Annotated in this window: 21 protein-coding genes and 1 tRNA gene; 2 read left to right on the top strand and 20 right to left on the bottom strand. The window is 64.8% G+C overall.

The genetic code is table 11. The features are described from left to right. Positions 1-73: 73 nt before the first annotated feature. The 9 genes from ACFPQ5_RS11915 to ACFPQ5_RS11955 form a co-directional block, all read right to left on the bottom strand. Positions 74-4702, bottom strand: a complete 4629-nt coding sequence (locus tag ACFPQ5_RS11915; protein ID WP_379755448.1) for a pilus assembly protein — start codon at positions 4700-4702, stop codon at positions 74-76. Positions 4703-4755: 53 nt separating this feature from the next. Further along, positions 4756-5343 carry a pilus assembly PilX family protein gene (locus ACFPQ5_RS11920; protein ID WP_379755450.1) on the bottom strand — a complete coding sequence of 196 codons (588 nt, stop codon included), beginning with the start codon at positions 5341-5343 and terminating at the stop codon, positions 4756-4758. 11 nt (positions 5344-5354) lie between these two features. Continuing rightward, a complete protein-coding gene (locus ACFPQ5_RS11925) occupies positions 5355-6512 on the bottom strand; it encodes a PilW family protein (protein ID WP_379755453.1) in 1158 nt (385 codons plus the stop codon). An 8-nt stretch (positions 6513-6520) separates the two neighbouring features. Continuing rightward, on the bottom strand, positions 6521-6940 hold the full coding sequence (locus ACFPQ5_RS11930; RefSeq protein ID WP_379755456.1) for a hypothetical protein: 420 nt from the start codon (positions 6938-6940) through the stop codon (positions 6521-6523). After that, the gene (locus tag ACFPQ5_RS11935) at positions 6937-7560 is read right to left on the bottom strand and encodes a pilus assembly FimT family protein (protein WP_379755459.1); all 624 of its coding nucleotides are present in this window, start codon (positions 7558-7560) and stop codon (positions 6937-6939) included. Before ACFPQ5_RS11935 ends, ACFPQ5_RS11930 begins: the two co-directional genes overlap by 4 nt. Positions 7561-7571: 11 nt before the next feature. Beyond that, positions 7572-7985 carry a type IV pilin protein gene (locus tag ACFPQ5_RS11940; RefSeq protein WP_379755462.1) on the bottom strand — a complete coding sequence of 138 codons (414 nt, stop codon included), beginning with the start codon at positions 7983-7985 and terminating at the stop codon, positions 7572-7574. A gap of 157 nt (positions 7986-8142) precedes the next feature. After that, positions 8143-10071 (bottom strand): patatin-like phospholipase domain-containing protein, encoded by a 1929-nt coding sequence (locus tag ACFPQ5_RS11945; protein ID WP_379755464.1) that lies wholly within the window; start codon positions 10069-10071, stop codon positions 8143-8145. Positions 10072-10197: 126 nt separating this feature from the next. Continuing rightward, entirely contained in the window at positions 10198-11511 is a 1314-nt protein-coding gene (locus ACFPQ5_RS11950; protein ID WP_379755467.1) for a sensor histidine kinase, read from the bottom strand. Next, complete coding sequence (locus ACFPQ5_RS11955) at positions 11508-12179, bottom strand: response regulator transcription factor (RefSeq protein ID WP_379755470.1); 672 nt, start codon at positions 12177-12179, stop codon at positions 11508-11510. The genes ACFPQ5_RS11950 and ACFPQ5_RS11955 overlap by 4 nt, the downstream gene beginning before the upstream one ends. 284 nt (positions 12180-12463) lie before the next feature. Between ACFPQ5_RS11955 and ACFPQ5_RS11960 the strand changes: the two genes are divergently transcribed. Beyond that, entirely contained in the window at positions 12464-13273 is an 810-nt protein-coding gene (locus tag ACFPQ5_RS11960) for a Crp/Fnr family transcriptional regulator (RefSeq protein WP_136221428.1), read from the top strand. 111 nt (positions 13274-13384) lie between these two features. Here the strand turns inward: ACFPQ5_RS11960 and ACFPQ5_RS11965 are convergent, their stop codons facing one another. The 11 genes from ACFPQ5_RS11965 to ACFPQ5_RS12015 form a co-directional block, all read right to left on the bottom strand. Then, entirely contained in the window at positions 13385-14854 is a 1470-nt protein-coding gene (locus ACFPQ5_RS11965; protein ID WP_379755473.1) for a CHASE3 domain-containing protein, read from the bottom strand. Between the two features lie 256 nt (positions 14855-15110). Beyond that, positions 15111-15743 (bottom strand): response regulator, encoded by a 633-nt coding sequence (locus ACFPQ5_RS11970; protein ID WP_056334485.1) that lies wholly within the window; start codon positions 15741-15743, stop codon positions 15111-15113. Between the two features lie 147 nt (positions 15744-15890). Continuing rightward, positions 15891-16295, bottom strand: a complete 405-nt coding sequence (locus ACFPQ5_RS11975) for a MerR family transcriptional regulator (RefSeq protein ID WP_379755476.1) — start codon at positions 16293-16295, stop codon at positions 15891-15893. A 16-nt stretch (positions 16296-16311) separates the two neighbouring features. After that, on the bottom strand, positions 16312-16671 hold the full coding sequence (locus tag ACFPQ5_RS11980) for an integration host factor subunit alpha (RefSeq protein WP_136221431.1): 360 nt from the start codon (positions 16669-16671) through the stop codon (positions 16312-16314). 109 nt (positions 16672-16780) lie between these two features. Further along, complete coding sequence (gene pheT, locus ACFPQ5_RS11985; protein ID WP_379755479.1) at positions 16781-19207, bottom strand: phenylalanine--tRNA ligase subunit beta; 2427 nt, start codon at positions 19205-19207, stop codon at positions 16781-16783. Between the two features lie 148 nt (positions 19208-19355). Further along, positions 19356-20372 (bottom strand): phenylalanine--tRNA ligase subunit alpha, encoded by a 1017-nt coding sequence (pheS, locus tag ACFPQ5_RS11990; protein ID WP_379755482.1) that lies wholly within the window; start codon positions 20370-20372, stop codon positions 19356-19358. A 178-nt stretch (positions 20373-20550) separates the two neighbouring features. Then, positions 20551-20910, bottom strand: a complete 360-nt coding sequence (gene rplT / locus ACFPQ5_RS11995) for a 50S ribosomal protein L20 (RefSeq protein ID WP_056334468.1) — start codon at positions 20908-20910, stop codon at positions 20551-20553. Positions 20911-20930: 20 nt separating this feature from the next. Beyond that, positions 20931-21128, bottom strand: a complete 198-nt coding sequence (rpmI, locus tag ACFPQ5_RS12000; protein WP_026354218.1) for a 50S ribosomal protein L35 — start codon at positions 21126-21128, stop codon at positions 20931-20933. A 395-nt stretch (positions 21129-21523) separates the two neighbouring features. Then, positions 21524-22069, bottom strand: coding sequence for a translation initiation factor IF-3 (infC, locus tag ACFPQ5_RS12005; RefSeq protein WP_379760091.1), 546 nt, complete (start codon positions 22067-22069; stop codon positions 21524-21526). Between the two features lie 21 nt (positions 22070-22090). Continuing rightward, the gene (gene thrS / locus ACFPQ5_RS12010) at positions 22091-24001 is read right to left on the bottom strand and encodes a threonine--tRNA ligase (RefSeq protein ID WP_379755485.1); all 1911 of its coding nucleotides are present in this window, start codon (positions 23999-24001) and stop codon (positions 22091-22093) included. Positions 24002-24236: 235 nt separating this feature from the next. Further along, positions 24237-24313, bottom strand: a tRNA-Val gene (locus ACFPQ5_RS12015). A gap of 123 nt (positions 24314-24436) precedes the next feature. Here ACFPQ5_RS12015 and ACFPQ5_RS12020 point away from each other — a divergent pair. Next, positions 24437-25390, top strand: coding sequence for a cation diffusion facilitator family transporter (locus tag ACFPQ5_RS12020; RefSeq protein ID WP_379755488.1), 954 nt, complete (start codon positions 24437-24439; stop codon positions 25388-25390). Positions 25391-25406: the final 16 nt, after the last annotated feature.

A 25406-nucleotide genomic window follows, 5' to 3' on the forward strand; every position in this document is an offset into this window, starting at 1 on the left:
CGTGTGAATTGAATGCGGCCCGGCGGGAGCATCCCTGCTCCGGCCGGGCCGCGCGGCGGTGGATCGCGATCGCTTACTCGCGCACGCGGCGCCAGCCCGCGCGCATCGCGGCCGGCGACTCGGCAGTGGGCACGCTTCCGTACTGCTTCTTGCCGGTGGCATCGACGAAGATCGCACCGCCATTGCCGTTCGAGGTGGTAATCACGGTCGCACCGACCACCACCGCCGAGTTGGACAGGGTCATGCCGGCAGCCATTGCAGTCGTGCTGTCGCCGGTGCTGCTGTCGACCGTGACCGAGATCAGCGGTTCGCCGGTGCAGACGTTGAGCTGGTAGATGTTACTGGTGCCGCCCACCTTGCAGCTCGACGAGGAACTCGGCAGGTTGGTCACCATGTTCAGCGTGCCGAAGAAGAGCTGGGGATCGAGGTTGACGCGCTCGCCGCCGTTCTGGTTGAAGTCGAGGTACCAGCCCTGCTGCGTGTTCAGGTCGATCTTCACGCCGTTGATCGAATAGGCCGTGCTGGTGCCCGCGATCTTCGCCAGGCTCTGGCGCGCCATCGTGGACGAGCGCCACTGGGCGGCGCTGATCGCCGTGCCCGAATCCTTGAGCACGTAGGCGCTCTGGACGTCGACGTTGCCGATGTCGGTCAGGTCGAGCAGGCGGCCGGTGCCGAAGGCGACGACGCGGTGCACGGTGTTGGTTTCGGTGCCGTCGGCGGCCACGCCGCTCTGGCGGCACATCGTCACTTCCGGACGGGTCGTGATCGGCTGCTTGACGCCGGCGTCGCCCATCTTCAGCACCTTGGCGGCGCTCTTGTCGGTGAAGTCGAAGCGCCACATCTGGCCGAGGTTGTCGCCGCCGTAGACATAGGTCACCAGCGGGTCGGTCTGCGGGTTCTCGGAAATGGCCGAGATGCGCGCCAGACCCGAAGGCGTCGTGGCGTCGCCCGAACCGGTGCCGACCTTCGCGAGCACGCGTCCGGTGGCGATGTCGACCACATAGATATATCCCTTGCCGTTGCCGCCATTGACGCCGTCGGTGCCGGGGATGTTGTTATAACCCGAGGACAGGAAGGCCACCCAGTGGGTGACGTCGGCGCTGTCCTTCCAGGTGCCGATCTGCGCGGCGCCGAAGCTCAGGCCGATGTCGGCGTCGTAGTTGATGCCGCTGCAGACGGCCGGGTCGGCGCACAGTTCCCACAGCGCCTGCGGGTCGTTCGGGTCGGTGATGTCCAGCGCGAAGTAGCCGCGCCCGCCGGCATTCAGGCCGCTGACCAGCACCGAACGCCATTTGTCGCCGATCTTCACGTCCGCGACTTCAGGCGAGCCGTCGACCGTGTACTGGTGGCTGGTCGAATACGTGGTGCTGGCCTGGGCATACAGCTTCTTCATCGTGATGCGCGGCGCGTAGGCCCACAGTTCCTCGCCGGTCGTGGCGTCGAAGGCGTGCAGCATGCCGTCGTTGGCGCCCACGAACACGGCCGCCTGGCGGTCCTGGTTCTCTTCCTGGAAATCGAAGTAGCTGCTGTCGGTATAGGCCTTGCGCGACTCGCGCTGGTAGGCCGGCTTGGACGAGGCGATATCGCCCAGCACGATCGGCAGCGGCGCCGTCAGGCCCGCCGGGATGTTCGACGTCTTGGTATAGGCACGCAGCACGCTGTCGTTGGCATACTGCTGCTGGCCGCGCAGCCAGTTGACGATGGTGGCGCCGTCGTCGACGGTCTTGCGCTCGGCCGTGCTCAGGGTCGGGCACTGCGCCAGCAGGCTGCACTTGTTGCGGAACCAGTCCTGCTCGGCCGCTGTCATGTCGCTGAAGACGAAATTCTTCAGGCCGCCGTTCTCGACGTCGAGCATCAGGATGCGGCGCGTGTCGCTGGACGCGCTCACCTTGCGTCCGACGATGTCGGACGAATTCCAGGTCACGCCGGGCAGGACCGCGCCGCTGAGGATGTCGATCTTCTGGTCCTGCAGCTCGCCATACCAGCGCACCGTGGTGAAGGTGGCGGCAAAGATGTCGTTGTCGGACTGCGATACGTTCGGGGTCGAGGTCGCGGCCGCGGCGGCGGCGCCGATCTTGACTTCGATGTTGGACAGGGCCGAGCGCAGGCCGTCGATCACCTGCAGCGGATCGGAGGCGCTGAAGTACTTGCCGTGGCCGTTGATGGCCGCGTGCCACAGGTCGTCGACGCGCGACTGGTAGGCGGCGCTGCCGGATTCCTCGCCGGTGATCGGGTTCGGCCAGACGTAGGCGCCGCCGCCGTTCCACGGGCATCCGGTCGCGACGCCCGTGATCAGCTTGTGGAAGTCGCCGCCCGGGATCGGCGCGGTATCGTATTTCGGCTCGTAGTTCATGATGCCGTCCACGCCCAGGCCGAGCGCGTAGGTGTTCATGTGCAGGCGCGTGTTCTCGCCGGCGGCTGCCGCCACCAGGCCGTCGCGTTCGTTCCAGTTCTCGAGCGAACTGCGCAGCGAGGCCAGCTTGTCGTTCGAGCCGCCGTTGTACCAGTAGAGGGCGACGTCGGCCAGCGAGTTCAGGGATTGCGCGCTCGGATCGACGCAGCCCTTGGCGCGCGAGCAGAAGCGCGACGCGCTCTCGACGTTGTCGTTGTTGACGACGTCGGCGGCGGCGGCGCCGTTCCAGTAGCCGTCGGTGGTGACGAAGGTGAAGTTCTGCTGGCAGGGGAACTGGATCACCTCGTTGCCGGCGCTGTAGTTGTAGGGCGAACGGTTGGCGTACATCTTGCCGATCGCGTGCAGGGCCTGGCGGATCGGGGTCGAGCCGCTGGTCGACATGCCGTACAGGGAGCTGTACCAGCTGCTGCGGGCCGAGCCCTCGAAGGGCTTGGGCGCCTTCATCGCGCCCTCGGCGGCCGCGACCGACAGCGACACGATGCCGACGTTGTAGTTGTTGCCGATCGGCTGGAAGGCCTGGCCGACCGCCGTCTTCATCATCTGGTTGCGGGTCTTGTAGTAGGCGTACCAGTTGGCGAAGTTGGTCATCTCCTCGTCGTAGGTGCAGGTCGAGCCGGCGCAGTCGCTGCGCGCCGGCACCTTCGGATAGCTGGTGCGGGTCGAGACGATGTCGGTGCGGACGAACACCGAGGCGCCCAGCGGCGTGACGTCGGTCGGCACGCCGTCGGCGGCGGCCGCGCTGGCGCCGAAGCTCAGGTAGGTGGTCTTGCTGGCGGTGTTGTTCGAGAGCGAACCGAGGGCGATGTTGTCCCCTTCCGCGTCGAGCGCGGTGGTGACCAGGCAGACGGTGTTGCTGCCCGCCGCTTCGCACAGGGGCGTGGTGTTGCTGGTGCCGCCGATGTAGGCCTTGATGCTGCCGTTGGTGCCGATCTTGTTCTTGATCGCGGTCGCCACGGCGCTGGCGTTGACGCCGCGCGAGAAGCTCAGGCTGCTGGAAAAGAGCTGGGTGCCGCCCAGGGTCAGGCCGCCCAGTACCTGGGTCTTGTTCGGATTGGTGCTGCCGCCGATGCTCAGCAGCGCGGTGACCGAGCTGCCAGAGGCGACGATCAGGTCGCGCCCGGCGCGGCTGCCGTCGTTGGCCAGGGTGCAGGGACCGACCGCCTTGCTGGTGGTATTGGCCGGGCAGTTGATCGGCACCACCGCCACCACGCTGTTGCTCTCGAGGGTGATGCCGAAGCTCGAGCAGGCCGGCACGCCGGTCACGCTCGGCGTTTTCACGCAGGCGGTGTACTGGGCGGCGAGTCCGGTCCTGGCGATGATCGATGCGGCCAGGCTGTTCGCCAGCGCCGCCTGCCTGGCCGCCGTGCCGGTGCCGTTGCTGGCGGTGACGGCCGTGTTGGTCAGCACGAAGGTGCCGTTCGGCTCGACCACCGAGACGCTGTCGATCTTCATCGAGGTGCTCGTGCTCGATGCGCCGATGCTGATGGTGCCGAACCAGTCGGGATTGCGGTTCGGGTCGGAGAAGCGCGGATACTTGAAGTTGCCGACGTACTTGGCCTGGCAGTTGGTGAGCGCGCGGCTGTCGCACCAGCGCACGCGCGCAGGTATCGGGTAGCCGGCCGGCGCCGGGGCGTTGACGGCGGTGACGCGGCAGTTGGTCAGCGTGCTGTCGGTGCAGTATTCGGCGACGTTGATGGTGTAGTAGTAGGGGTTCGCGGTGAAGCTCTGCGCCGTATAGCGCACGTCGTTCGGATAGGCGTAGCCGCTGGTGTTGGCGCTGCAGTTGCCGCTGCCGTCGCACCAGCGCAGGTCCGGAAAGCCCGTGGCCAGGTTGGTCTTGTCGACGTTATTGCCGAGCAGGTCGGTGTTGTTGATGTTGAAGCCGTCGGTCGTGACCGAGGTCCAGGTGCTCGTGTTCGCGCGCGTCATCGAGTCGAAGGACAGGCCGGCGCTGGTCACCGGCGGCAGGTAGCGCACCTTCGGGTTGTAGTACTGCTTGTTGAAGTCGGCGCTGGCGAACGGCGGGTCGCCGATGCGGCAGGCCTTGGTACCGCCGCTCATCGTCGCGCGCGAACGGCAGGTGCTGGTGTCGTCGACGTAGTCGGGCGTGAAGGTGCTCGTCATCGAGCCCGAGTTATCGTACAGGAGCATCAGGTTCGGCTTGACCGTGCCGGTACCGGTGATGTTCAGCAGCGGCAGCTGGGCGATGGCGGTCGGCGCGGCCTGCGCGCCAGGGGCCAGCAGCGCAAACACGAGCAGCGAGAAGAAGCGGTTCATAAGGCGATCCATGCGTAATTCCATTCTATCGGCCGCCAGGGCCCTGGGTTCGGTGCGCGGCGCGGTCAGCCGCCGATCAGCACCATCATCTGGTTGACCACGTTGCCGCCGCGCGCGCCATCCATGCGCGCCGTGACCTGGTAGTGAACGCGCGGGACCCCGTTGTAGTTCGGGGTCGTGACCACCATGCTCGACCCCGGCGCCAGCGTGGCGCCCGTGGCGAACGGGTTGGCGCTGGTCTGGACGCACACGTTGTCGTCGTTGTACGCGCGCTGCTGCAGGCACATGCGGTGGATCACGTACTGGATGCGCTGGCCGCCCACGGTCACGACCGCGGAGCCGTTCCAGAAATCGGGATTGCGCACGCCTTCGGCCGGGACATAGGTGGCGACGTAGCCGGCGCCCGGCTGGTTCGTGTTCAGGCGCGACCGACTGGCGGGCGAGGACGAGGTCGCGGCCAGCCACTTGAAGGCCTCGTTCAGGCCGTGGTCGACCGCATGGCTCTGGGCCGCGTCGTAGGCCAGGTTCGAGGCCGTGAGCGTGGTCGTGTTGCTCGACTTGAGCAGGTAGATGCTGGAGATGAGCATCACCAGCAGGATCACCAGCATCACCGGCAAGGCGATGCCGGCCTGGCGCGTGGAAGGCTTGGTCATGGCAGGCTTCATCATGGATTCCAACCCGCGTTGCGCAGCGGGACGACGGTTTCGAATACGCGGTAGCTGTAGCAGCGCCAGTCCACGGTCTCCCCCGCCACCGCCACGTCGACCGTCATCGGGACCGGGGTCACGCCTTCCGGCTCCTTGCTGGCGAAGACGACCGGCTTGTTGACGGTCGTGCTGCAGGCGGCGCCGTTGACAGGACGTTCGCGCGTCTTGCTGCGCGCGACGACGGCGATGCGCAGCGCCGACACGTGTTCGTAATCGCCCGCGTCGCCGGTCTCGCCCTCGCCGTCGGCGTTGATCATCTGGGTCGACCAGCGCATGATGCCCAGGCCCTTGCGGTTCTCGAACGCCGAGCCGGTGCGGGTATCGAAGCCGTACTGCGCCTTGATCGAGACGATGTTGTCGGCCACCGTGGCCGGGGTCGCGCTTGAGCCGGCCATGTCGGTCGAGCGCAGGCGCAGGAAGCCGTTGGCGACCGACCAGGTGTGCAGCGACAGGGTCTTGGCCGGCCCGAGGTTGAAGATGCGTGTCTTGCCGCCCTTGAAATTGAGGCCCAGTTCGCCCGAGTTGAAGCGGAAGCTGGTGCCGCCGACCGTGACCGAGGCCGCGGCGCCCGGCTGCGCCGAGAGCTGGGCCAGCGCGCAGTCGCCGCCGCGCTTTTCCGGGGCCACGACGACGACGTCGCCCATGGCGAAGCCGTAGGACGGCAGCCGGTCGACGTTCAGGCGGGTGCCGCCGAAGTAATCGGTCACCAGGCGCAGCGTGCCGGTACCGGTCGGCGAGCTGCCGGCATACAGGCTGATGACGTCGGGCGCGCTGCCGTTCGATTCGATGACGGCCGGCGCCAGCGGGTGCACGGTGGCGGCGCCGCGCGTCGCGCCGGCCAGCTCGTAGCCCTCCCTGTCGCTGAAGCGGGTATTGCAGCCGATGATGATCGGGTCATTCAGGCCGAAGCCGGCCTGCTGGGCGTCGTTACTGATCGAGAACATCGCCAGCATCCCGTTCTGCATCGAGTCCGAGCTGCCCAGCGCCGACTGCTTGCTCTGTTCGGAACCGGTGATCAGGCGCGTGGCGAAGACCAGCGCCAGCAGGCCGATGGCCACGCTGACCAGCAGTTCGACCACCGAAAAGCCCCGCGAGCGGTTGCTGGACAATCGCATGGCCGCTCCTAGATGTAGCCGCGCACGGTGTGCGTGTTGGCCGGCTCGCCGGTCTTGCGCTGCCAGCTGATCGCGACCGTCACGGCGGCGGCGCCGCCGGCGCTGCCGGGTACGACCGTGACCGTCACTTTCGCGCCCGGGATGCTCTTGCGGGTGGCGTCGTACCAGGGCGCGAGGCGCGCGCCGGGGCTGCCGCCGCTGTCGAGCTTGTAGTCGGACAGGCGCTCGGAATCGGCCGTCATCACGCCGAGCAGGCGTTCGGCGGCGATCGTCGCCTCAGCGCGCATGCTCGCTTCCGACAGCGCCGAGTAGGCGCGCGCCTGCAGGCCGATGGTGCCGAGCAGGCCGATCGCGAGCAGCACGGCGGCCAGCAGCGCCTCTAACAGGGCGACGCCTTCCTGGCGGCGCGGCATGGGACGCAGCATCATGGCGGGCACCTTTGTAGATCGCCGGCGGCGGCCAGCGGATTGCAGCGGATGGCATTGCCGGCCATGGTCAGCACCACGGCGAGCGGGCGCGCCGCGGCGGCGCGCTTGGTGCCGGGGGTGAGTGCGATGCGCTCGATGCGCGGGCCGATGGCCGGGTCGACCCAGCCTACCGGCGTGAAATAGACGGCATTCGCGCCTTCTGGTCCGAGCGCCGGAACCAGGTCGGCGGCCGGCGGCAGGGCTTCGGCGCTGCGCTGCAGCGACTTGAAACCCTTGGCGCCGAGCGGATCGCGGGTGGCGGGATTGGCCGCGCTCGACCAGTTGGGGCTGATGTCGTTGCAGGGTTCGTCCGAGCGCGGGAAGCAGAGGTCGATCTGCCAGTCGTACTGGCCGTTGCCCGCGTTCTTGCTGAAAACCAGGCGGCTGACGCCGTTCTGGGTCAGGGCCTGGTTGCGCGCCAGTGCGAAGGCCTCGGCGTAGAACTGGCCGGCGGCGGCGACCTTGCTGGCGTAGATCCAGTCGGCCATGCGCGGCATGCCGACCGACAGCACGACGCCGAGGATCGCCAGCGCGATCAGGGCTTCGAGCAAGGTGAAGCCGCGGGCGACGAGCATGCGCATGCGGATCGGCCTCATTGGCTACACTGGCCGCTCTTGTCGCGCACCCAGCATCTGGTGCTCGTGGCCCAGCCGGTCGGCACGCTCGTGGTGGCGCGCTGGCCGTTCTGGTCGATCGTGAACACGAAGCCCGAGGTGGCGTTCTTGCCGGTCGCGCTGATGGTGTAGGCGCTGTCGGTCGCGCTCTCGAGCTTGTAGGTGAAGTTGTCGGAATTTGCCGGCAGATTCGCGAAGCCGCTATAGGAATTCGTGTTGGACCAGTGCTGCTCGAGCGCCGGCTGCACGCCCGCCAGGCCGGAATAGGCGTCGGTCAGGCGCGTGCGCAGGACGTAGCTGCCATAGGTCGGCACGGCGATCGCGGACAGGATGCCGATGATGGCGACCGTGATCATGAGTTCGATGAGCGTGAAGCCAGCCTGAGGTTTCATGTCGGTTCCCGAAGGTGGGACGCGCCGCTGGGAAGCATCGCGCCAGAAAGAAAAGTTGCCTTGGGAGAATAATACCGCAGGAAGCTTGCATTACCCTGAGGAAATGCTGACGGGAAGCTGACAATGAGTGGGCGAGCGGGTGCAGCAGTCAAGCCGTTCAGATATCCGGCACGATCCGGATCACCGGCACCCGGCGCAGCGCCTGTGCCTGCAAGACCCCGGGCTGGTGGGCCGCCGCCTGCGACAGCACGCGCAACTGTTCGACCAGCAGTGCGATCTTCTGCTGCCGCTCCTGCGCGGCCGCATCCGTCTCGCCGCGGGCCGCCCTGGTGGAGACCAGCGCCTGCCAGGGCCGGGCGCCGGGCACCGCGGCCTCGAGCGCGCGGTGGAAGTTCGCCAGGTCCTTTTCGATGACCCCGGTCAGGTTCTGCAGGCGCACCGCACGGTGGTTATCGAAATTCATCCTGTCGCTACTGCCGGGCGCAAACTGCCTGGCCAGCATGGCGGCGCCTTGTTGTCCGGCGCGCGTCAGTTCATCCAGGACCGGTGGCGGCATGTTGAGGTTCAGGCCGCCCTCGTCCTTTTTCAGGTAGACCCGGACCACGCGGTCGCGCACGCCTGGCGCTCGCACCAGCATGTGGTTCTGCCAGTGGCGCGCGGCGTTCAGGATGCCGAGCCCGAATCCGGCTAGCCGGCCCGCCCCCGAGGCGCGCTCGTCGAAGCGCAGGAAGCTGTCTCCCCTGCCCTCGTCGTTGCGGTCCGGCAGGAACCAGCGGTTGTCCGCCGTCTCGGGCGTGGCGCCGATCGGGCGGTGCTTGCGCTCGGCTTCCAGCTTGATGCCGAAGGTGGGCCACAGGGGCAGCGGGGCATCGAACAGGTGAATGGGGAAATTCGAACAGATGCCGCCGTCGGAAAACCAGCAGCGTTCGAAGCTGCGCCGGGCATGGTGCGGCTCCTCGAAATCGACCGCGTACAGCGGGACGGCGCTCAGCAGGACGGGGAAACTCAGGCTCAGGCGCGCCGCGAACACGACCGGCAAGTCGCGCGCGGCCGGCAGCATCAGCATGCCTTGCGGCAGCGTGGCGGGGTGGGCCTCGTGGGGCTGGGCGGCGTAGTCGGGGGCACTGCGCACCATGTGTTCGATCACGTTCGGCGGGAACCAGGCCGCCAGTTCCGCAGGCTTGAAGAACAGGGCCTGGTCGCGGTCTTCGCTCGGGAAGCGGTAGGGCCGGCTATGGGTGACATTGGTCGACATCACCTGCAGGTCGACGTAGCGCCAGGCGCGCGTGCCCGCCGCCTGCAGCCAGTCGGGCGGATCGGAACGCGCGTCGTCGGTCGGGCGCCACAGCTCGCCGAAGGTGAGCGGATCGCCGTCCGCCGCCTTCCCCGCGCATTCGTTGATGAGCCTGGACAGCCAGAGCGTCAGGGGTTCGCGCGGATCGCAGGGCGCCATGCGCTCGCTGCCGGGCACATAACCGGTGCACAGGCCGAAGCCGTTCTTCACAAGCGGCCCCGTCGCCACGCGCCAGATCGCGAAGCCGACCGCGCCGATCCCGCACAGGAGGCTGAGCAGGACGGCGGCGAGCCAGCCGGCGCCGCTCGCCAGCCCGAGCAGATACAGGCCGGCCAGCACCAGCACGACGCTGCCGCCGAAGGCCAGGCCGAAGTTCGGGATGATGGCCAGCAGCAGCCTGCCCAGCAGTTTCTTGCCTTTCAGGTTGAGGCCGGAAGCGAGGAGGTTGAACAGGGGCCGCGTGGCCGGCTCGGGCTGGAACAGGTCGAACAGCCGGGTGGCGTTCGGGCGCGAGAAGCCGGCGGCCTGCAGCTCGTCCGGCAGGCTGGCCAGGCGCTTGAAACCGGGGTCGGCGGCCGGGTCGCGCACCCTTCCCACTTCAGCCGCGGCCGCGACCGCCGCCGCCAGCGCGCCGACCGAGGTGCCGCCGATGTTCTTGAGGCGGAAGGTGGCGGCCAGCTCGACGACCGCCTTCGGATAGATGACGCCGCTGGTCACGCCGCCTTCCATCACCATGTCGCATAGGGGCATGGCATGCGGCGCCTGCGCCTGGGGTGTCGACTCGTCGCTCATGGTCCGGCTCCTGGCAGGTTCGCATGCGGGCTGGACAGGCGGCCGTGTCAGGCCATGCCGTCCGGTCTACTGATGACTATCGCGCAGACGCATGAACGCGTCAACAGGAATCCCCGGCCGGCGTGCTCAGGGAAACGCGACCGTGAACACCGCCCCGCCGCCCTCGGCATCGAGCAGTGTCAGCTCGGCGCCGTGCAGGCTGGCGATGTCGCGCACGATGGCGAGACCCAGGCCGCTGCCGTGGGTGCCCTCGTCCAGGCGCACGAAGCGCTCGAACACCTGGTCGCGCAAATGCGGGGGGATGCCGGGACCGTTGTCTTCGATGCGCAGCACGCTGCCGCCGCCCCCCAGCGCGGCGCAACCGACCGTCACGCGGCCGCCGCGCGGGGTGTAGCGCAGGGCGTTGTCGACCAGGTTGTCGACCAGGTCGCGCAGCAGGAAGCGGTCGCCTTCTACTTGCGCCGGGGCCAGCTCGAAGCCGAGGTCGATGTCGCGGCTGGCGGCCTGTTCGACGAAGGCCTGGATGCTCTCGGCCACCAGGTCGGACAGGTCGAGCGGCGCCAGGCGCGCGCGGGCAAAGCGGTTCGGCTCGGCGCGCTCGAGCGAGAGCAGCTGGTTGGTTTGCCGGATCATGCGCTCGTTCGCGCCCAGCATCAGCTCGAGCGAGCGGCACGTCTCGGGATCGTCCGCGTGGCGCGCCGCCAGCCATTCGAGCTGCAGGCGCAGCCCGGCCAGCGGCGTGCGCAGCTGGTGCGCGACGTTGGCGCGGAACTCGTCCTGGGCACGGGCGCCGGCGTCGATCCGGCCCAGCAAGGCATTGAAGGCGCCGACCACGGGCAGCAGCTCGCGCGGCATGCCGGCATCGATGAGCGGCGCGAGGTCGGCGCTGCCGCGCGCATCGAGCCGCGCGCGCAGGCGCGCCAGCGGCGACAGGCCATTCCCGACCGAGAACCAGACCAGGCCCACCAGCGCCAGGCTGAACAGCACTTCGAGCAGCACCAGCGAGCGCACGATGGCCGCCTGCACGCCCTGGCGCGCGCGCGTGGTGCGCGCCAGGCTGACGCGCATGCCCCCGCCCGCCTCCGCCACCGCGACCCGCACCGGCTCGCCGTCGAGGCGCGCGTCGAGCAGGCCCGTGCGTGGCGGCGCCGCCAGCTGCGGCGCGCCTGCCAGCAGGCGCCCGGCGCCATCGTGCAAGGCGGCCCAGCTCGCTTCGCCCGCGCCGTTGTCGGGCGCGACCGTCCCCATAGCGCCCGCCCCGCCGCTGCGCACGCGCGCGGCCAGCGCCGACGCATCCTGGCGCAGGCCTTCGTCGAAAGCGAGCTGGGCCGGCGTCCAGGCCAGCAGGTAAGTGAGGGCGGCGGCGCCCAGGTTGACGACCAGGATCGGCCCGACCAGCCATTTCAGCAGCCGCAGCCGAATGCTGGGAATGCCGCTCATGCGGCCGGCGCCGCTTCCAGCAGGTAGCCGAAACCGCGGATGGTGCGCAGGGCGAGACCGGCGCCTTCGAGTTTCAGGCGCAGGCGCGAAACATAGACTTCGACCGCGTTCAGGGTCAGGTCTTCGCCCCAGGGCGCGATGGTGTCGATGATCTGCTGCTTGGAGACGACCCGCCCGGCCTGCTGCAGCAGGTATTCGAGCACCGCCCATTCACGTGCCGACAGCTCGAGCGGACGATCGCCGATGCGTGCGCGGCGCGCGCCGGAGTCGAACACCAGATTGCCGAGCGTGAGAACGCCTGTCTTGGGTGCATTCCTGCGGCCCAGCGCGCGGATGCGCGCCACCAGTTCCGGGGTGGCAAAGGGTTTTACCAGGTAGTCGTCGGCCCCGGTCTCGAGGCCGCGCACCCGGTCTTCGACGGCGTCGCGCGCGGTCAGCAGCAGGACCGGGGTGGTGTCGCCGCGCGCACGCAGGCGGCGCACGACTTCGAAGCCGTCGATGCCGGGCAGGCCGATGTCGAGCACGGCGACTTGCGGGGGATTGCGCTGCAACTGCAGGTCGGCCTGGAGGCCGTCGCCGGCCAGTTCGACCTGCATGCCGTGACCCTGCAGGGTGCGGGTCAGGCCGTCGGCAAGGACGGCGTCGTCTTCGACGAGTAGGACATGCATGCGCTGGACAGTGGAAAAATGGCTGAAGACTCGGCCATTATGCGGAAAAAGTTGCTTTTTGAGAAGAAAAGCCCCGGAAAAAGCCTGATTTTCAGCATCTTTCCCAGTAGGACTGGACTGACACGACACCATGCATACAGCCTACATGGGGGCAACCCCTAATCTTATGTTCGGCAACAGACGGAACCATTATCGTACACACATCGCGATTGAGAACTTGTCAACTAAGTCACAGTCTCCCAAGAGTCGCACTCCATGCAGTACGTTAGATAAGAGGACAGAAAATGAACAACGCTCAACTCGGTGGTGTCACGCAAAAAGCACAATCGGTCAACCAGCTTCTTTCGACCAAAGAGGATATCAAAGCGGCGTCCCGTCCAGTTGTCAGTTTCAGCGGCACCCAGCAAAACGAACTGCTGGCAGCCCTCCCCCGCCAAGACCTGGAAACCCTGTTCGAGCACCTGGAACTGGTTCCTATGCCATTCGGTAAGGAACTGTTTGAGTATGGCAGCAAATTGGAATACGTGTATTTCCCGACGACTTCAATCGTGTCGCTGCTGTATGTGATGGAAGACGGCGCCACTACCGAGATCGCCGTGGTCGGCCACGAAGGCGTGGTCGGCGTGTCGCTCTTCATGGGCGAGCGCGCCATGTGCAGCGCCGTGGTGCAGAGCGCCGGCTACGGCTACCGCCTGAAGACGCAATACCTGCGCGATGCCTTCAACCGCGGCGGCGCCCTGCCCCAGCTCTTGATGCGCTACACCAACGCCCTGTTCGCCCAGATGGCCCAGAACGCCGTCGGCGGCCGCCACAGCTCGATCGAACAGAAACTGTGCCGCTGGCTGCTCGACCGCCTGGACCGTTCGCCAGGCAACGAGCTGAAAGTGACCCAGGAACTCATCTCCATCATGCTGGGCGTACGCCGCGAAAGCATCACGGCCGCCGCCGGCAAGCTGCAGGATGAAGGCCTGATCCAGTACCGCCGCGGCAACATCACCGTGCTCGACCGTGCAGGCCTGGAAGAGTATGCGGGCGAATGCTACAAGGTCGCCAAGACCGAGTATGACCGCCTGCTGATGGACGTGGCACGCTGATCGTAAGGTGGACGGCTCCACCCTGGCGCTTGAATGATGGCGGCCTAAACGCCGCCCACGCGTTCAACGCCCGCCCGCATCACCCCAACGCATCACGAAGCAATACGAATTTCAGGCAGCAAACCTTCCCAGATCGTCGTTCCCCACCGCCGGCAGGACCGGCGATGGGCTCGGCGGCATCAAGGCAATATGGGCCGTCGCTGCGGCCGGCGCCGGAATCCGGGCCCGCACGCAAGTCCCCACCCCATTCACCCCCGCTTCGACATCGAGTTTGCCGCCCAGCAGCAAGGCGCGCTCGCGCATGCCCAGCAAGCCATGCGACTTGGAACGGGTGAGCGCATCCGGCGCGATGCCGATGCCGTCGTCCGTCACCTCGAGCGCCAGGGCATCGTCCTCGCGCGCCAGGTGTACGATCACGCTGCGCGCCTGCGCATACTTGGCGATGTTGTTGAGCGACTCCTGCACGATACGGAACAACGCGATCGCATGCATGGGGCCGGCCGAGTCGACTTCGCCGTCGATCAACACGTCGCAGTCCAGCCCCGTGACCCGGGCGTAATCCTCGCAATAGCTTTGCAGGGCGGCGGCGAGGCCCAGGTTGTCGAGCAGGCTCGGGCGCAGGTCCTCGACGATGCGGCGCTTCAATTGCACCGTGTCGACCAGGGTCGCACGGGCGCGCGCCAGCATCGGCGCCAGGTCCGGCCGGCTGGCGCGCAGTTGTTCGCTGAGGCTGGCGAGGTCGAGGCCGATGGCGGTCAGGTTGGCGCCCATCTCGTCGTGCAGCTCGCGCGCCAGTTTCGACTTCTCTTCTTCCGACACGTGGATCAGGTGGCGCGACAGCACGGACAATTGCTCGGTGCGGCGCGCCACCGTCGATTCGAGCTGTTCGTTGGCCAGCTGCAAGGCGTGCTCGGCGCGCGCCCGGGCGGTGAAGCTGCGCTGCACCAGCTGGTAGAACAGCAGCAGCACGACGATCGCGGCGGCATTGATGCCCATGCCCAGGATCACCGCATGCCGGTACTGGCCGTAAAAGGCGGCGCTGCGCGCGTTCAGCAATTCGTTTTGTTCGCTCAGCATGATCACGACCTGCAGGCGGATCTCGTCGCTGTCGCCTTCGCTGGGCGCGCCGGTAATGGTGAGGATTTCCTTCAGGCCACCATCGCGATAGATGGTGAGGGCTTCGTTCATCATGCGCAGCTGGCGCTCGACGAGCGTGCGCAGCTGGGCCAGGTTCTTTTGCTGCGAGGGGTTGTCGGCCAGCAGCACGCTAAGCTTGCGCAATTGCTGGTCAATCTGGACCGGCGCGCCCTGCACACTGCCCAGGTAGCTGGGCGAATCGGAGAGGAAATAGCCCCGCAGATTGCTTTCGGCATCGGTGACAAGCAGGTTCAAATGCTGCAGCTCGTCGGTGACTTTGGTGGTCTGGTCTTGCAGCGAATTTGCTGCCTTCAGGCCGTCCAGGTTACGCAGCAGAAAAATACCGTTCACGAGCAGGATCGCCACGCAGGCGAAGCACAGCAGCGTCTTGTACAGAGGGAGGGAGCGCGTGTGTTTCGGAAGGGGATCGGTGGAAAAGTACATCTGCGGGTTCCTTTCGCGCAACTTGCCGGATCGCACTGATTATAGTCGCAGACGGACTTTAATGCAGCGCAGCAATGAGGCCGAGTTGAAGGGATGAGACAGAATGTACTTGCGGACAAGACTCCTTGCCGCCGCGCCAACTGACGCTTTGGCAAGGATGTACGCCGACTTTTGATGCACTACTTATTGCACTGCGGCAAACCCGCGTTGCCGGTCATCCGGCAAGGGCAGGCGCCAGGCGGCGCCCGCGAACTGCTCAGTCGAGCAGGTTGTTTTTCATCGCGTAATAGGTCAGGTCGCTGTTCGACTGCAGGCCCATCTTTTCCATGATGCGGGTCCGGTAGGTGGACACGGTCTTGATCGAGAGCGACAGCGCGTTGCCGATATCGGACACGGTCGCGCCCTTGGCCAAGCGCAGGAACACCTGGAATTCGCGGTCCGACAGCTCGGTGTGCAGGGCCGTATTCGGATCGCGGTCGAAGCTTTGCGCCAGCAGTTCGCCGACGGTCGAGCTCACGTAGCGGCGGCCCTGGAACACAGTACGCACCGCGGTCTTGAGTTCGTCGGCGTCGCACTCCTTGTTCAGGTAGCCGTTGGCGCCCATCTTGAACAGGTTCAGTGCGTACTGTTGTGCCGGGTAGCCGGAGAGAATCAGCACCGGCAGGTTCGGCTGGCCCTGGCGGATGGTACGCAGAATGTCGATCCCGCTCTGGTCGGGCATGGCGATGTCGAGCAGCAGCACGTCGCAAATTTCGCGACGGGCGATGTCCAGCGCCTCGCGGCCGGTGGCGCCTTCAGCGACGACTTCGAAATCGCCGGACGAGGAGAAAATCTGTTTGAAACCTGCTCGAACTATCTGGTGGTCGTCACAAATGGCAACGCGTATCATTGTCTTCCCTTAAATTTTCCTGGCACAGGAAAGTGCCGGGGAAAGCGTCCCCCGGCTATCAGGCGTTGGATTACCTAAGCCGCATGTAACATTTTAGCACTCATGCGCCCTTCTACAACAGCGCACGACTGCCCAGTTAACACTACATTAAGTCGGCCGCACGCTCTGCTTGCACAAAGCGAGAATATCGAGCAGATCCGCACGCAATTTGGCCGTGTCGACGACAGGCGCTTCCTCGACCTGCACTTCCTCGACGCCGCCGGCCAGGTTGCTGGCGCGGCTGTCGAGCTTGTTGCGTGCCCCGCTGATCGTGAAACCTTGTTCGTACAGCAGTTCGCGGATGCGCCGGATGAGCAGCACCTCGTGGTGCTGGTAATAGCGGCGGTTACCTCGGCGTTTGACCGGCTTCAGCTGAGTAAATTCCTGTTCCCAGTAGCGCAGCACGTGCGGTTTGACACCGCACAATTCGCTGACTTCGCCGATCGTGAAATAGCGCTTCGCCGGGATCGGCGGCAGCGCGGTCAGTTCAATCTTGTTCGGGCGATCGTTCATAATTCACTTATCAGCATCAGGCCGCACGCGCCAGCGAGGACGGTGGCGGGCTGGTCTCTTCGACCATGCCTTTCAGTTTCTGGCTGGCGTGGAAAGTCACGACGCGGCGCGCCGTGATCGGGATCTCTTCCCCGGTTTTCGGATTGCGGCCCGGCCGCTGCGGCTTGTCGCGCAACTGGAAGTTGCCGAAGCCGGACAGCTTGACGGCCTCGCCGCGCTCGAGCGCGTTACGGATCTCGTCGAAGAAGGTTTCGACCATGTCCTTGGCTTCGCGCTTGTTCAAACCGACCTGCTCGAAGAGCAGCTCGGCCAGCTCGGCCTTGGTCAGGGTCGGCAGGTCCTTCTCGGCTTCCTTCCGTACCCGCGCCACCTGCATCGCGCGATGCAGATCGGCCGCCAGGGCCTCCTGGAATACGGCCGAATCAACGTCGTTGTTATTAATTTTGAAGCCCTGCCTTCAGATGGACATGTTTTGGATGTAAAACTTAGCCGCGCAATTTTGCGCTGTGTTTTTCTCTTGCGGACTCGGCCACGGCAGCCATCACGGACTCCACGACATCGTCCTGCAAGGTCGATTGAGTATCTTGCAAGCTAAAGCGGAAAGCAAGCGATTTTTCGTCCGTTTCCAGGCCCTTGCCGCGGTATTCATCAAACAAAACAACGGCTTGCACGATCTTGCCGTTCGGGTGGGCGGCGACTGCCGCCTCGAAGGCGTCGATCACGGCCTGGGCCGGAACGCTCTGCTTCACCACCAGCGCCAGGTCGCGCGTGGCGCCCGGGAACTTCGAAATCTCGCTATAGCTCGGGACTTCGCGCGCCAGCAGCGCGCTTGCATCGACCTCGAACAGCACAGGCGCCTGCGGCAGGTCGTACTTCTGCAGCCAGCGCGGATGCAGTTCGCCGATGAAGCCGACCACGCGACCGTCGAGTTCGACATGCGCGCAGCGGCCCGGGTGCAGCGCCGGATGCTCAGCCTTGACGAAGCGTACCACACGCGGCGAAAACAGCGCTTCCAGATCGGCCTTCACGTCGAAGTAGTCGACGGCACGCGTCGGCGCGCCCCACTGCTCCTCAATCGCCGGGCCGTAGGCCATCGCGCCCACGCGCTTGGGCTGCTCGAAACCGGCCACGCTCAGCGGACCGTCTTCAGTCGTGTCGGCGCGCTGGAACACGGCGCCCACTTCGAACACGCGCACCCTGCCCGCCTTGCGGTTCAGGTTGTAGCGCACGTTGGCCAGCAGGCCGCCGATCAGGGTCGAGCGCATCACGCTCATCTGGCTCGCGATCGGGTTCTGCAGCTTGATCGGATTCTCGTTGGCGGCGAAATCCTGCTCCCAGACGCTTTCCACGAAGCTCATGTTGACGACTTCCTGGTAGCCCAAATCAGCCAGCTGGTGGCGCACGGCGAACAGCGAGCGGGTGTTTTCCGGCTCGATCAGCATCGCGGAAGGCGCCACCGGCGGGTTCGCAGGAATGTTCTCGAAGCCATACACGCGCGCGACTTCCTCGATCAGGTCTTCCTCGATCTCGATGTCGAAGCGGTAGGACGGCGCCGTCACGAAGAATTTACCCGCCTCATGCGTGAACGGCAGGTGCAGGCGCGTGAAGATGTCGGCGACGATCTCGTCGGTGATCGGCACGCCGATGACCTTTTGCGCGCGCGCGGTGCGCAGCATGACCGGCTTGCGCTCCGGCAGGTTCGCGACCTGGTCGTCGATCGGGCCAACCTTCGTTGCGTCGGTGCCGCAGATTTCGAGGATCAGCGCAGTGATGCGCTCGATGTGCTCGACGGTCGTGGCATAGTCGACGCCGCGCTCGAAGCGGTGCGCCGCATCGGTCGAGAAATTGTATTTGCGGGCACGGCCCTGGATCGCGTTCGGCCACCAGAAGGCCGCTTCCAGGTAGATGTCGGTCGTGTCCAGCGTGACGGCGGTCGAATCGCCGCCCATGATGCCGGCCAGCGATTCGATTTCCTTGTCGTCGGCGATCACACCGACCCACTCGTCGACTTCGATGGTGTTGCCGTTCAGGAGCTTCAGGGATTCGCCCTTCTTGCCCCAGCGCACGTCCAGGCTGCCGTGGATCTTGTTCATGTCGAACACGTGCGAAGGACGGCCGACTTCCAGCATGACGTAGTTCGAGATATCCACCAGTGCCGAGACCGAGCGCTGGCCCGAGCGCTCCAGGCGCTGCTTCATCCAGTCCGGCGTCGCCGCCTTCGCGTTCAGGCCGCGGATCACGCGGCCGGTGAAACGGCCGCACAGGTCCGGCGCCGAGATCTTTGCCGGCAGGACTTCGTCCATCGTGACCGGCACCGGCACCGTGGTCGGCAGGTGCAGCGGGGTGCCGGTGAGCGCCGACACTTCGCGCGCCACGCCCAGCACCGACAGGCAATCCGCCTTGTTCGGGGTCAGCTTGATGGTGAACTTCAGGTCGTCCAGGCCCAGATAATCGCGGATGCTGGTGCCGACCGGCGCGTCGGCCGGGAGTTCCATCAGGCCGCTGCTCTCTTCCGAAATTTTCAGCTCTTTCGCCGAGCACATCATGCCCTGCGACTCGACGCCGCGGAGTTTACCGACCTTGATCTCAAAGGGTTTGCCGTCGGCGCCAGGCGGCAGCACGGCGCCGGCCTTGGCGCAGATCGCCTTCATGCCGGCGCGCACGTTCGGGGCGCCGCAGACGATGTTCAGGAGTTCGCCGGTGCCGACGTTGACCTGGCAGACGTTCAGGCGGTCCGCGTTCGGGTGCTTGGCCACTTCGACAACTTCGGCCACGACCACGTTCGAGAACGGCGGCGCGACCGGCTCGACTTCTTCGACTTCCAGGCCGGACATCGTCAGCAGGTGGGACAGTTCTTCCGAAGTCATCTTCGGATCGACCATGGAACGGAGCCAGTTTTCGGAGAATTGCATAATCTTTTACCTTGTCTATTCGTGCTGCTCTTCGCGCACCGCAATCTGTAGGGTGGACGGCTTGCCGTCCACGCGGTGATCGTTAGCGTTCGTTGAACGCGTGGACGGGATAACAGTCCCCCGGACTGTTATCCCCCGTCCACCCTACTTAGTTAAACTGCTTCAGGAATCGCAGGTCGCCTTCGTAGAACAGGCGCAGGTCGTTGATGCCATATCGCAGCATCGTCAGGCGCTCGAGGCCGGAGCCGAACGCGAAGCCGATGAATTTTTCCGGATCGAGGCCGAAGTTGCGCACGACGGTCGGGTGCACCTGGCCGGCGCCCGAGACTTCCAGCCAGCGGCCCTTCAGCGGACCCGAACCGAAGGCGATGTCGATTTCGGCCGACGGTTCCGTGAACGGGAAGTAGGACGGACGGAAACGCACCTGCAGGTCGTCGGTCTCGAAGAAGGCCTTGACGAAGTTCAGGTAGACGCCCTTCAGGTCGGCGAAGGAAATATCCTCGCCGATCCACAGGCCTTCGACCTGGTGGAACATCGGCGAGTGGGTGGCGTCGCTGTCGACGCGGTAGGTACGGCCCGGCGCGATCACCTTGATCGGAGGCGTGTGGGTGCGCGCATAGCGCACCTGCATCGGGCTGGTGTGGGTGCGCAGCAGCAGCGGCTTGCCGGTCGTGTCATTGCCTTCGATATAGAAGGTATCCTGCATCGAACGGGCCGGGTGGTTTTCCGGGCTGTTCAGCGCCGTGAAGTTGGTCCAGTCGTTTTCGATTTCCGGGCCGTCGGCCACGTCGAAACCGATCGAGCGGAAGATCTGCTCGACGCGCTCCCAGGTGCGCATCACCGGGTGGATGCCGCCGATGCCGCGGCCGCGGCCCGGCAGGGTGACGTCGATGGCTTCGGCGTTCAGGCGCGCTTCGAGCTGGGCGTTGGCGAGCGCATCGCGGCGGCCAGTCAGTGCCTGTTCGATTTTTTCTTTGGCGGCATTAATCAGTGCGCCCTGCGCCTTGCGCGCGTCAGGGTCGAGCTTGCCGAGGCCCTTCATCAGTTCGGTAACCTGGCCGGTCTTGCCGAGGTATTTTGCTTTTGCGTTTTCCAGCGCGGCCGCGTCAGGGGCGGCGCCAAAGTCAGCCTGGGCCGAGACGACGAGTTCTTCGAGCGAGTTCATGTGTGTTCTGTTCCTGGATTGGGTGGCAGGAGCCACGGGTGCTGGTCAATTGTCGCGGATCTGCAACGCGTTGGCAAATTCACAGCATCCCAGAATCAAAAACGGGGCAAAGGTCTGCACCGATGCCCCGCTCTTTTCACGCTACGTTGCCGCAGCGTTGTTTGCTAGCAGTCTGCTATTAGGCAGCCAGCTTGGCCTGGACGGCAGCGACGATCGCAGCGAAAGCTGGCTTGTCGTGCACGGCCATGTCGGCCAGGACCTTACGGTCCAGTTCAATCGCGGCTTTTTTCAGGCCGTTCATGAACGCGCTGTAGGTCATGCCGTGCGAACGCGAAGCCGCGTTGATACGGGTGATCCACAGTGCGCGGAAGACGCGCTTCTTGTTGCGGCGGTCGCGGTATGCGTACTGGCCAGCGCGCATGACTGCTTGCTTGGCAATACGGAATACTTTGCTGCGACGGCCACGGTAGCCTTTAGCAAGCTCAAGAACTTTCTTATGACGGGCACGTGCAGTAACCCCACGTTTTACTCGAGGCATATTCGCTCCTTAGTGTGAGATTAAGCAGATGGCATCATGCGGTAGACGCTGGTCACGTCCGACGCATTGATGTTACGGGTGCCGCGCAGCTGACGCTTGTTCTTGGTGGTCTTCTTGGTCAGGATGTGACGCTTGAACGCCATACCCGATTTCACAGTACCGCCCGGACGCACGCGAAAACGCTTCTTCGCGCTGCTTTTGGTTTTCATTTTTGGCATAGTCATCTGTCCTTGCGGACAGCCTCATATGTGACAGGATTGCAGGTGGCAGCAACGCTGCTCTTGGATGCCTACTTTCACTTGTCTTGCAGCAGGAGCGAGCCTGCTACAACCTGCTTCGAAAAACAGGAACCGCAGATTCTAACACAGGTTCAGGGGGAAAGTGTTGCTGAGGGGCGGATTTTGAATGGTGGGCACGGGGCGCCCACCCTACGACTATCACCGCGTGGGCGGGAGACCCGCCCACCTTACGATCCTTCGGCATACGCTGCTCAGTTCGTAGGGTGGGCGCTCCGTGCCCACCAACATCGAAGTCGCAAACGACACAAGGCCGGGCCCGGTGTCAGCATCGCTGCAACACCGGGCCCGGCCCTGCTCTCACCCAAATCGAAGAATTACTTCTTCTTCTTCGGCGCGATAATCATGATCATCTGGCGGCCTTCCATCTTCGGGAACTGCTCGACCTGGCCATACGGCTCCAGGTCACCCTTCAGACGTTCGAGCATGCGGAAGCCGATGTCCTGGTGCGCCATTTCGCGACCACGGAAACGCAGCGTGATCTTGGTCTTGTCGCCGTCTTCCAGGAACTTGATGAGGTTACGCAGCTTGATGCTGTAGTCGCCTTCATCCGTGCCTGGACGGAATTTGACTTCCTTGACCTGGATGATCTTCTGCTTCAGCTTGGCTTCGTGGGCCTTCTTCTGCTCCGAGTACTTGAACTTGCCGTAATCCATGAGGCGGCAGACCGGTGGAGACGCGTTCGGCGCGATCTCGACCAGGTCGACGTTCTTTTCCTCGGCCAGACGAAATGCCTCAGCCAGGCTCACAATACCCAGCGGCTCGTTGTCCACCCCGGACAAACGCATTTCCGGGTAAGTGATTTCGCCATTGATGCGATGCGACTTGTCAGTAGCTATGTTGTTTCCTTTTAATGTCTGAATAACCGGCCGGCTTATTTTTGGTTATTTGGCCTTGGAGGCCACTTCGCCAACGAGGCGCTCGATCAGGGCATCGACGGACATCACGCCCAGATCGACATTGCCCCGGGCGCGCACGGCCACGGTGTTTGCTTCACGTTCCTTGTCGCCAACAACTAGAATATATGGCAATTTTTGGACGGAATGCTCGCGTATTTTATAGGTAATCTTCTCGTTCCGCAAATCAGCGTGAACGCGCAGACCGGCCTTCTTGAGCTTCTGTTCCACCTCTTTCACATACGTTGCCTGGGCGTCAGAAATGTTGAGAACAGCCACTTGTACCGGCGCCAGCCAGAGCGGCAGCGCGCCGGCATAGTTCTCGATCAGGATGCCGATGAAGCGCTCCATCGAACCGACGATCGCGCGGTGCAGCATGACCGGCACCTTGCGGGTATTGTCTTCCGCCACATACTCGGCCCCAAGACGGCCCGGCATCGAGAAGTCGACCTGCATGGTGCCGACCTGCCATGGACGGCCGAGGCTATCCTTCAGGTGGTACTCGATCTTCGGACCGTAGAAGGCGCCCTCGCCCGGCAGTTCCGTCCACTCCACGCCGCAGGCGCGCAGGGCCGAACGCAGCGCTTCTTCCGCCTCGTCCCAGATCTCGTCGGAACCGATGCGGCTGTCCGGACGCAGGGCCAGCTTGACGTCGATGTTGTTGAAGCCGAAGTCGTCATACACCTGCATCGCCTGCGAGTGGAAGGCGGTCACTTCCGCCTCGATCTGCTCTTCGGTGCAGAAGATGTGGCCGTCGTCCTGGGTAAAGCCGCGCACGCGCATGATGCCGTGCAGCGCGCCCGAGGACTCGTTGCGGTGGCACTGGCCGAACTCGCCGTAGCGCAGCGGCAGGTCGCGGTAGCTCTTCATGCCCGAGTTATAGATCTGCACATGGCCCGGGCAGTTCATCGGCTTCAGCGCATACGAGCGGTTCTCCGACTCGGTCGTGAACATGTTTTCGCGGTAGTTGTCCCAGTGGCCGGTCTTCTGCCACAGGGTGACGTCCAGGATCTGCGGCGCCTTCACCTCGTCGTAGCCGTTGGCCTGATATTTCTGGCGCATGTACTGCTCGACCTGCTGCCAGACGGTCCAGCCTTTCGGGTGCCAGAAGATCAGGCCCGGCGCTTCTTCCTGGAAGTGGAACAGGTCCAGCGCCTTGCCGAGTTTACGGTGGTCGCGCTTTTCCGCTTCTTCCAGCATGTGCAGGTATTGCTCCTGGTCTTCCTTCTTGGTCCAGGCGGTGCCGTAGACGCGCTGCAGCATCTCGTTATTCGAGTCGCCGCGCCAGTAGGCGCCGGCCAGCTTCATCAGCTTGAAGACCTTCAGCTTGCCGGTCGAGGGCACGTGCGGGCCGCGGCAGAGGTCGGTGAAACCGCCTTCCGAATACAGCGAGACATCCTCGTTCGCAGGGATCGAGGCGATGATCTCGGCCTTGTAGTCTTCGCCGATCGACTTGAAATAGGCCACGGCTTCGTCGCGCGGCAGCACCTTGCGGGTGACCGGCTCGTCCTTCTTGGCCAGTTCCTGCATTTTCTTTTCGATCTTGGCCAGGTCGTCCGGGGTGAACGGGCGCTTGTACGAGAAGTCGTAATAGAAACCGTTGTCGATGACCGGGCCGATCGTGACCTGCGCTTCAGGGAACAGTTCCTTGACGGCGTAGGCCAGCAAGTGCGCGGTCGAGTGGCGGATCACGTCCAGGCCTTCGGGATCCTTGTCGGTCACGATGGCGAGGTCGGCGTCCTGTTCGATCAGGAAGGAGGTGTCGACCACCTTGCCGTCGACCTTGCCGGCGAGCGCCGCCTTGGCAAGGCTCGGGGCGATGCTGGTTGCCACCTGGGCGACCGTCACGGGGCCGTCGAACTGACGGCTGGAGCCATCGGGAAGTCGCACGTTAAGCATAGTGATCTCCATGTTGGCGCGAACGCCGGAAAAGTTAAAAATTTATAAAGCTGAATTCGCTGGACGAAAAAAAACGCGCACCAGGCGCGTTGATTTCGTTGTGTTGAGCAAAAGCACACCCGACCGCGTCTAGCGATTCCCCCACAACATAGTCGTAGTTCGCGGTGTCATAACCGTCGGTGCCTTTCTCGCTCTTACAGGTGGTGAGCGAAGGGACTTCGCTGCACTGAAACTCTGGTGGGCGGTGCAGAATTCGAATCTGCGACCCCTTGGATGTCGACCAAGTATTCTAACCAGCTGAACTAACCGCCCAATGACGTGCATTATAGGGGCAGCGCCGCCCTCGCGCAAGGCTTGCACGGAATTAAGTAGCGAGCTGGCAAAGTTGGCGCGGCTATCCATTACACTGCCGGCTGTTTCACTTTATCGACGCCCATGCCTTCCGAACACGCCGCCCCGACTTCCGAACACCTGCACGCCCACCTCGACGGCGACGCCAGCCATGGCCACTTCATCGAGGCGCGCAGCCAGAAGGCGCTCGGCATCGCGCTGGCGATGACCTTGTTGTTCGCGCTGATCGAAGTCGTCACCGGCGTGATGTCGAACTCGCTGGCCCTGATTTCCGACGCCGGCCACATGGTGACCGACGCCGCCGCCCTCGGCCTGGCCCTGCTGGCGCAGCTGATCGCCAAGCGCCCGCCCTCCTCGCGCCACTCCTTCGGTTTCGTGCGCGCCGAGGCGCTGGCCGCTTTCGTGAACTGCCTGGGCATGCTGGCGCTGGTTGCCTGGATCGTCTGGGAAGCCGTGCAGCGCCTGACCCATCCGGAACCCGTGCAGGGCGGCGTGGTGCTGGTGGTGGCCGCGATCGGCGCCGCCATCAACCTGCTGGTCGCCTGGGTGCTTTCGCGCGACAGCGACAGCATCAATACCCGCGCGGCCCTGGTCAACGTGCTGGGCGACCTGCTGGGCTCGGTGGCCGCGATCGCCGCCGGCGCCATCATTTATTTCACCGGCTGGGTTCGCATCGACCCGATCCTCTCGATCTTCGTCTCGCTGCTGATCCTGAAGTCGACCTGGGGCATTCTGCGCGAGTCCTATCACTTCCTGATGGAAGGCGTGCCGCACGGAATCGATTACCTGCAGGTGGGCGCCGACCTGGCCGAGGTCGAGGGCGTGCTCTCGGTGCACGACCTGCACGTCTGGGACATGTCGCCCGGCCATCCTGCCCTCATCGGCCACCTGGAGATTCGCGACCTGGTCGAGTGGCCGGACGTGCTCAAGCGCGTGCGCGCCATGCTCCTCGACAAGCACGGCATCGACCACGTGACCCTGCAGCCGGAAGCACTGGACGGCATGCCGCTCGATCCGCACTGTAAGCCCGCACTGTAAGCATCTTCCGACCCCA

The organism is Massilia suwonensis (assembly GCF_042655665.1).
Taxonomy (GTDB): domain Bacteria; phylum Pseudomonadota; class Gammaproteobacteria; order Burkholderiales; family Burkholderiaceae_D; genus Telluria; species Telluria suwonensis.

Bases quoted from the DNA above. Each gene is read 5' to 3' on its own strand.
- ACFPQ5_RS11915 (WP_379755448.1), bottom strand. From the start codon at position 4,702: ATGGATCGCCTTATGAACCGCTTCTTCTCGCTGCTCGTGTTTGCGCTG.
- ACFPQ5_RS11920 (WP_379755450.1), bottom strand. From the start codon at position 5,343: ATGACCAAGCCTTCCACGCGCCAGGCCGGCATCGCCTTGCCGGTGATG.
- ACFPQ5_RS11925 (WP_379755453.1), bottom strand. From the start codon at position 6,512: ATGCGATTGTCCAGCAACCGCTCGCGGGGCTTTTCGGTGGTCGAACTG.
- ACFPQ5_RS11930 (WP_379755456.1), bottom strand. From the start codon at position 6,940: ATGATGCTGCGTCCCATGCCGCGCCGCCAGGAAGGCGTCGCCCTGTTA.
- ACFPQ5_RS11935 (WP_379755459.1), bottom strand. From the start codon at position 7,560: ATGCGCATGCTCGTCGCCCGCGGCTTCACCTTGCTCGAAGCCCTGATC.
- ACFPQ5_RS11940 (WP_379755462.1), bottom strand. From the start codon at position 7,985: ATGAAACCTCAGGCTGGCTTCACGCTCATCGAACTCATGATCACGGTC.
- ACFPQ5_RS11945 (WP_379755464.1), bottom strand. From the start codon at position 10,071: ATGAGCGACGAGTCGACACCCCAGGCGCAGGCGCCGCATGCCATGCCC.
- ACFPQ5_RS11950 (WP_379755467.1), bottom strand. From the start codon at position 11,511: ATGAGCGGCATTCCCAGCATTCGGCTGCGGCTGCTGAAATGGCTGGTC.
- ACFPQ5_RS11955 (WP_379755470.1), bottom strand. From the start codon at position 12,179: ATGCATGTCCTACTCGTCGAAGACGACGCCGTCCTTGCCGACGGCCTG.
- ACFPQ5_RS11960 (WP_136221428.1), top strand. From the start codon at position 12,464: ATGAACAACGCTCAACTCGGTGGTGTCACGCAAAAAGCACAATCGGTC.
- ACFPQ5_RS11965 (WP_379755473.1), bottom strand. From the start codon at position 14,854: ATGTACTTTTCCACCGATCCCCTTCCGAAACACACGCGCTCCCTCCCT.
- ACFPQ5_RS11970 (WP_056334485.1), bottom strand. From the start codon at position 15,743: ATGATACGCGTTGCCATTTGTGACGACCACCAGATAGTTCGAGCAGGT.
- ACFPQ5_RS11975 (WP_379755476.1), bottom strand. From the start codon at position 16,295: ATGAACGATCGCCCGAACAAGATTGAACTGACCGCGCTGCCGCCGATC.
- ACFPQ5_RS11980 (WP_136221431.1), bottom strand. From the start codon at position 16,671: ATGCAGGTGGCGCGGGTACGGAAGGAAGCCGAGAAGGACCTGCCGACC.
- pheT (WP_379755479.1), bottom strand. From the start codon at position 19,207: ATGCAATTCTCCGAAAACTGGCTCCGTTCCATGGTCGATCCGAAGATG.
- pheS (WP_379755482.1), bottom strand. From the start codon at position 20,372: ATGAACTCGCTCGAAGAACTCGTCGTCTCGGCCCAGGCTGACTTTGGC.
- rplT (WP_056334468.1), bottom strand. From the start codon at position 20,910: ATGCCTCGAGTAAAACGTGGGGTTACTGCACGTGCCCGTCATAAGAAA.
- rpmI (WP_026354218.1), bottom strand. From the start codon at position 21,128: ATGCCAAAAATGAAAACCAAAAGCAGCGCGAAGAAGCGTTTTCGCGTG.
- thrS (WP_379755485.1), bottom strand. From the start codon at position 24,001: ATGCTTAACGTGCGACTTCCCGATGGCTCCAGCCGTCAGTTCGACGGC.
- ACFPQ5_RS12020 (WP_379755488.1), top strand. From the start codon at position 24,437: ATGCCTTCCGAACACGCCGCCCCGACTTCCGAACACCTGCACGCCCAC.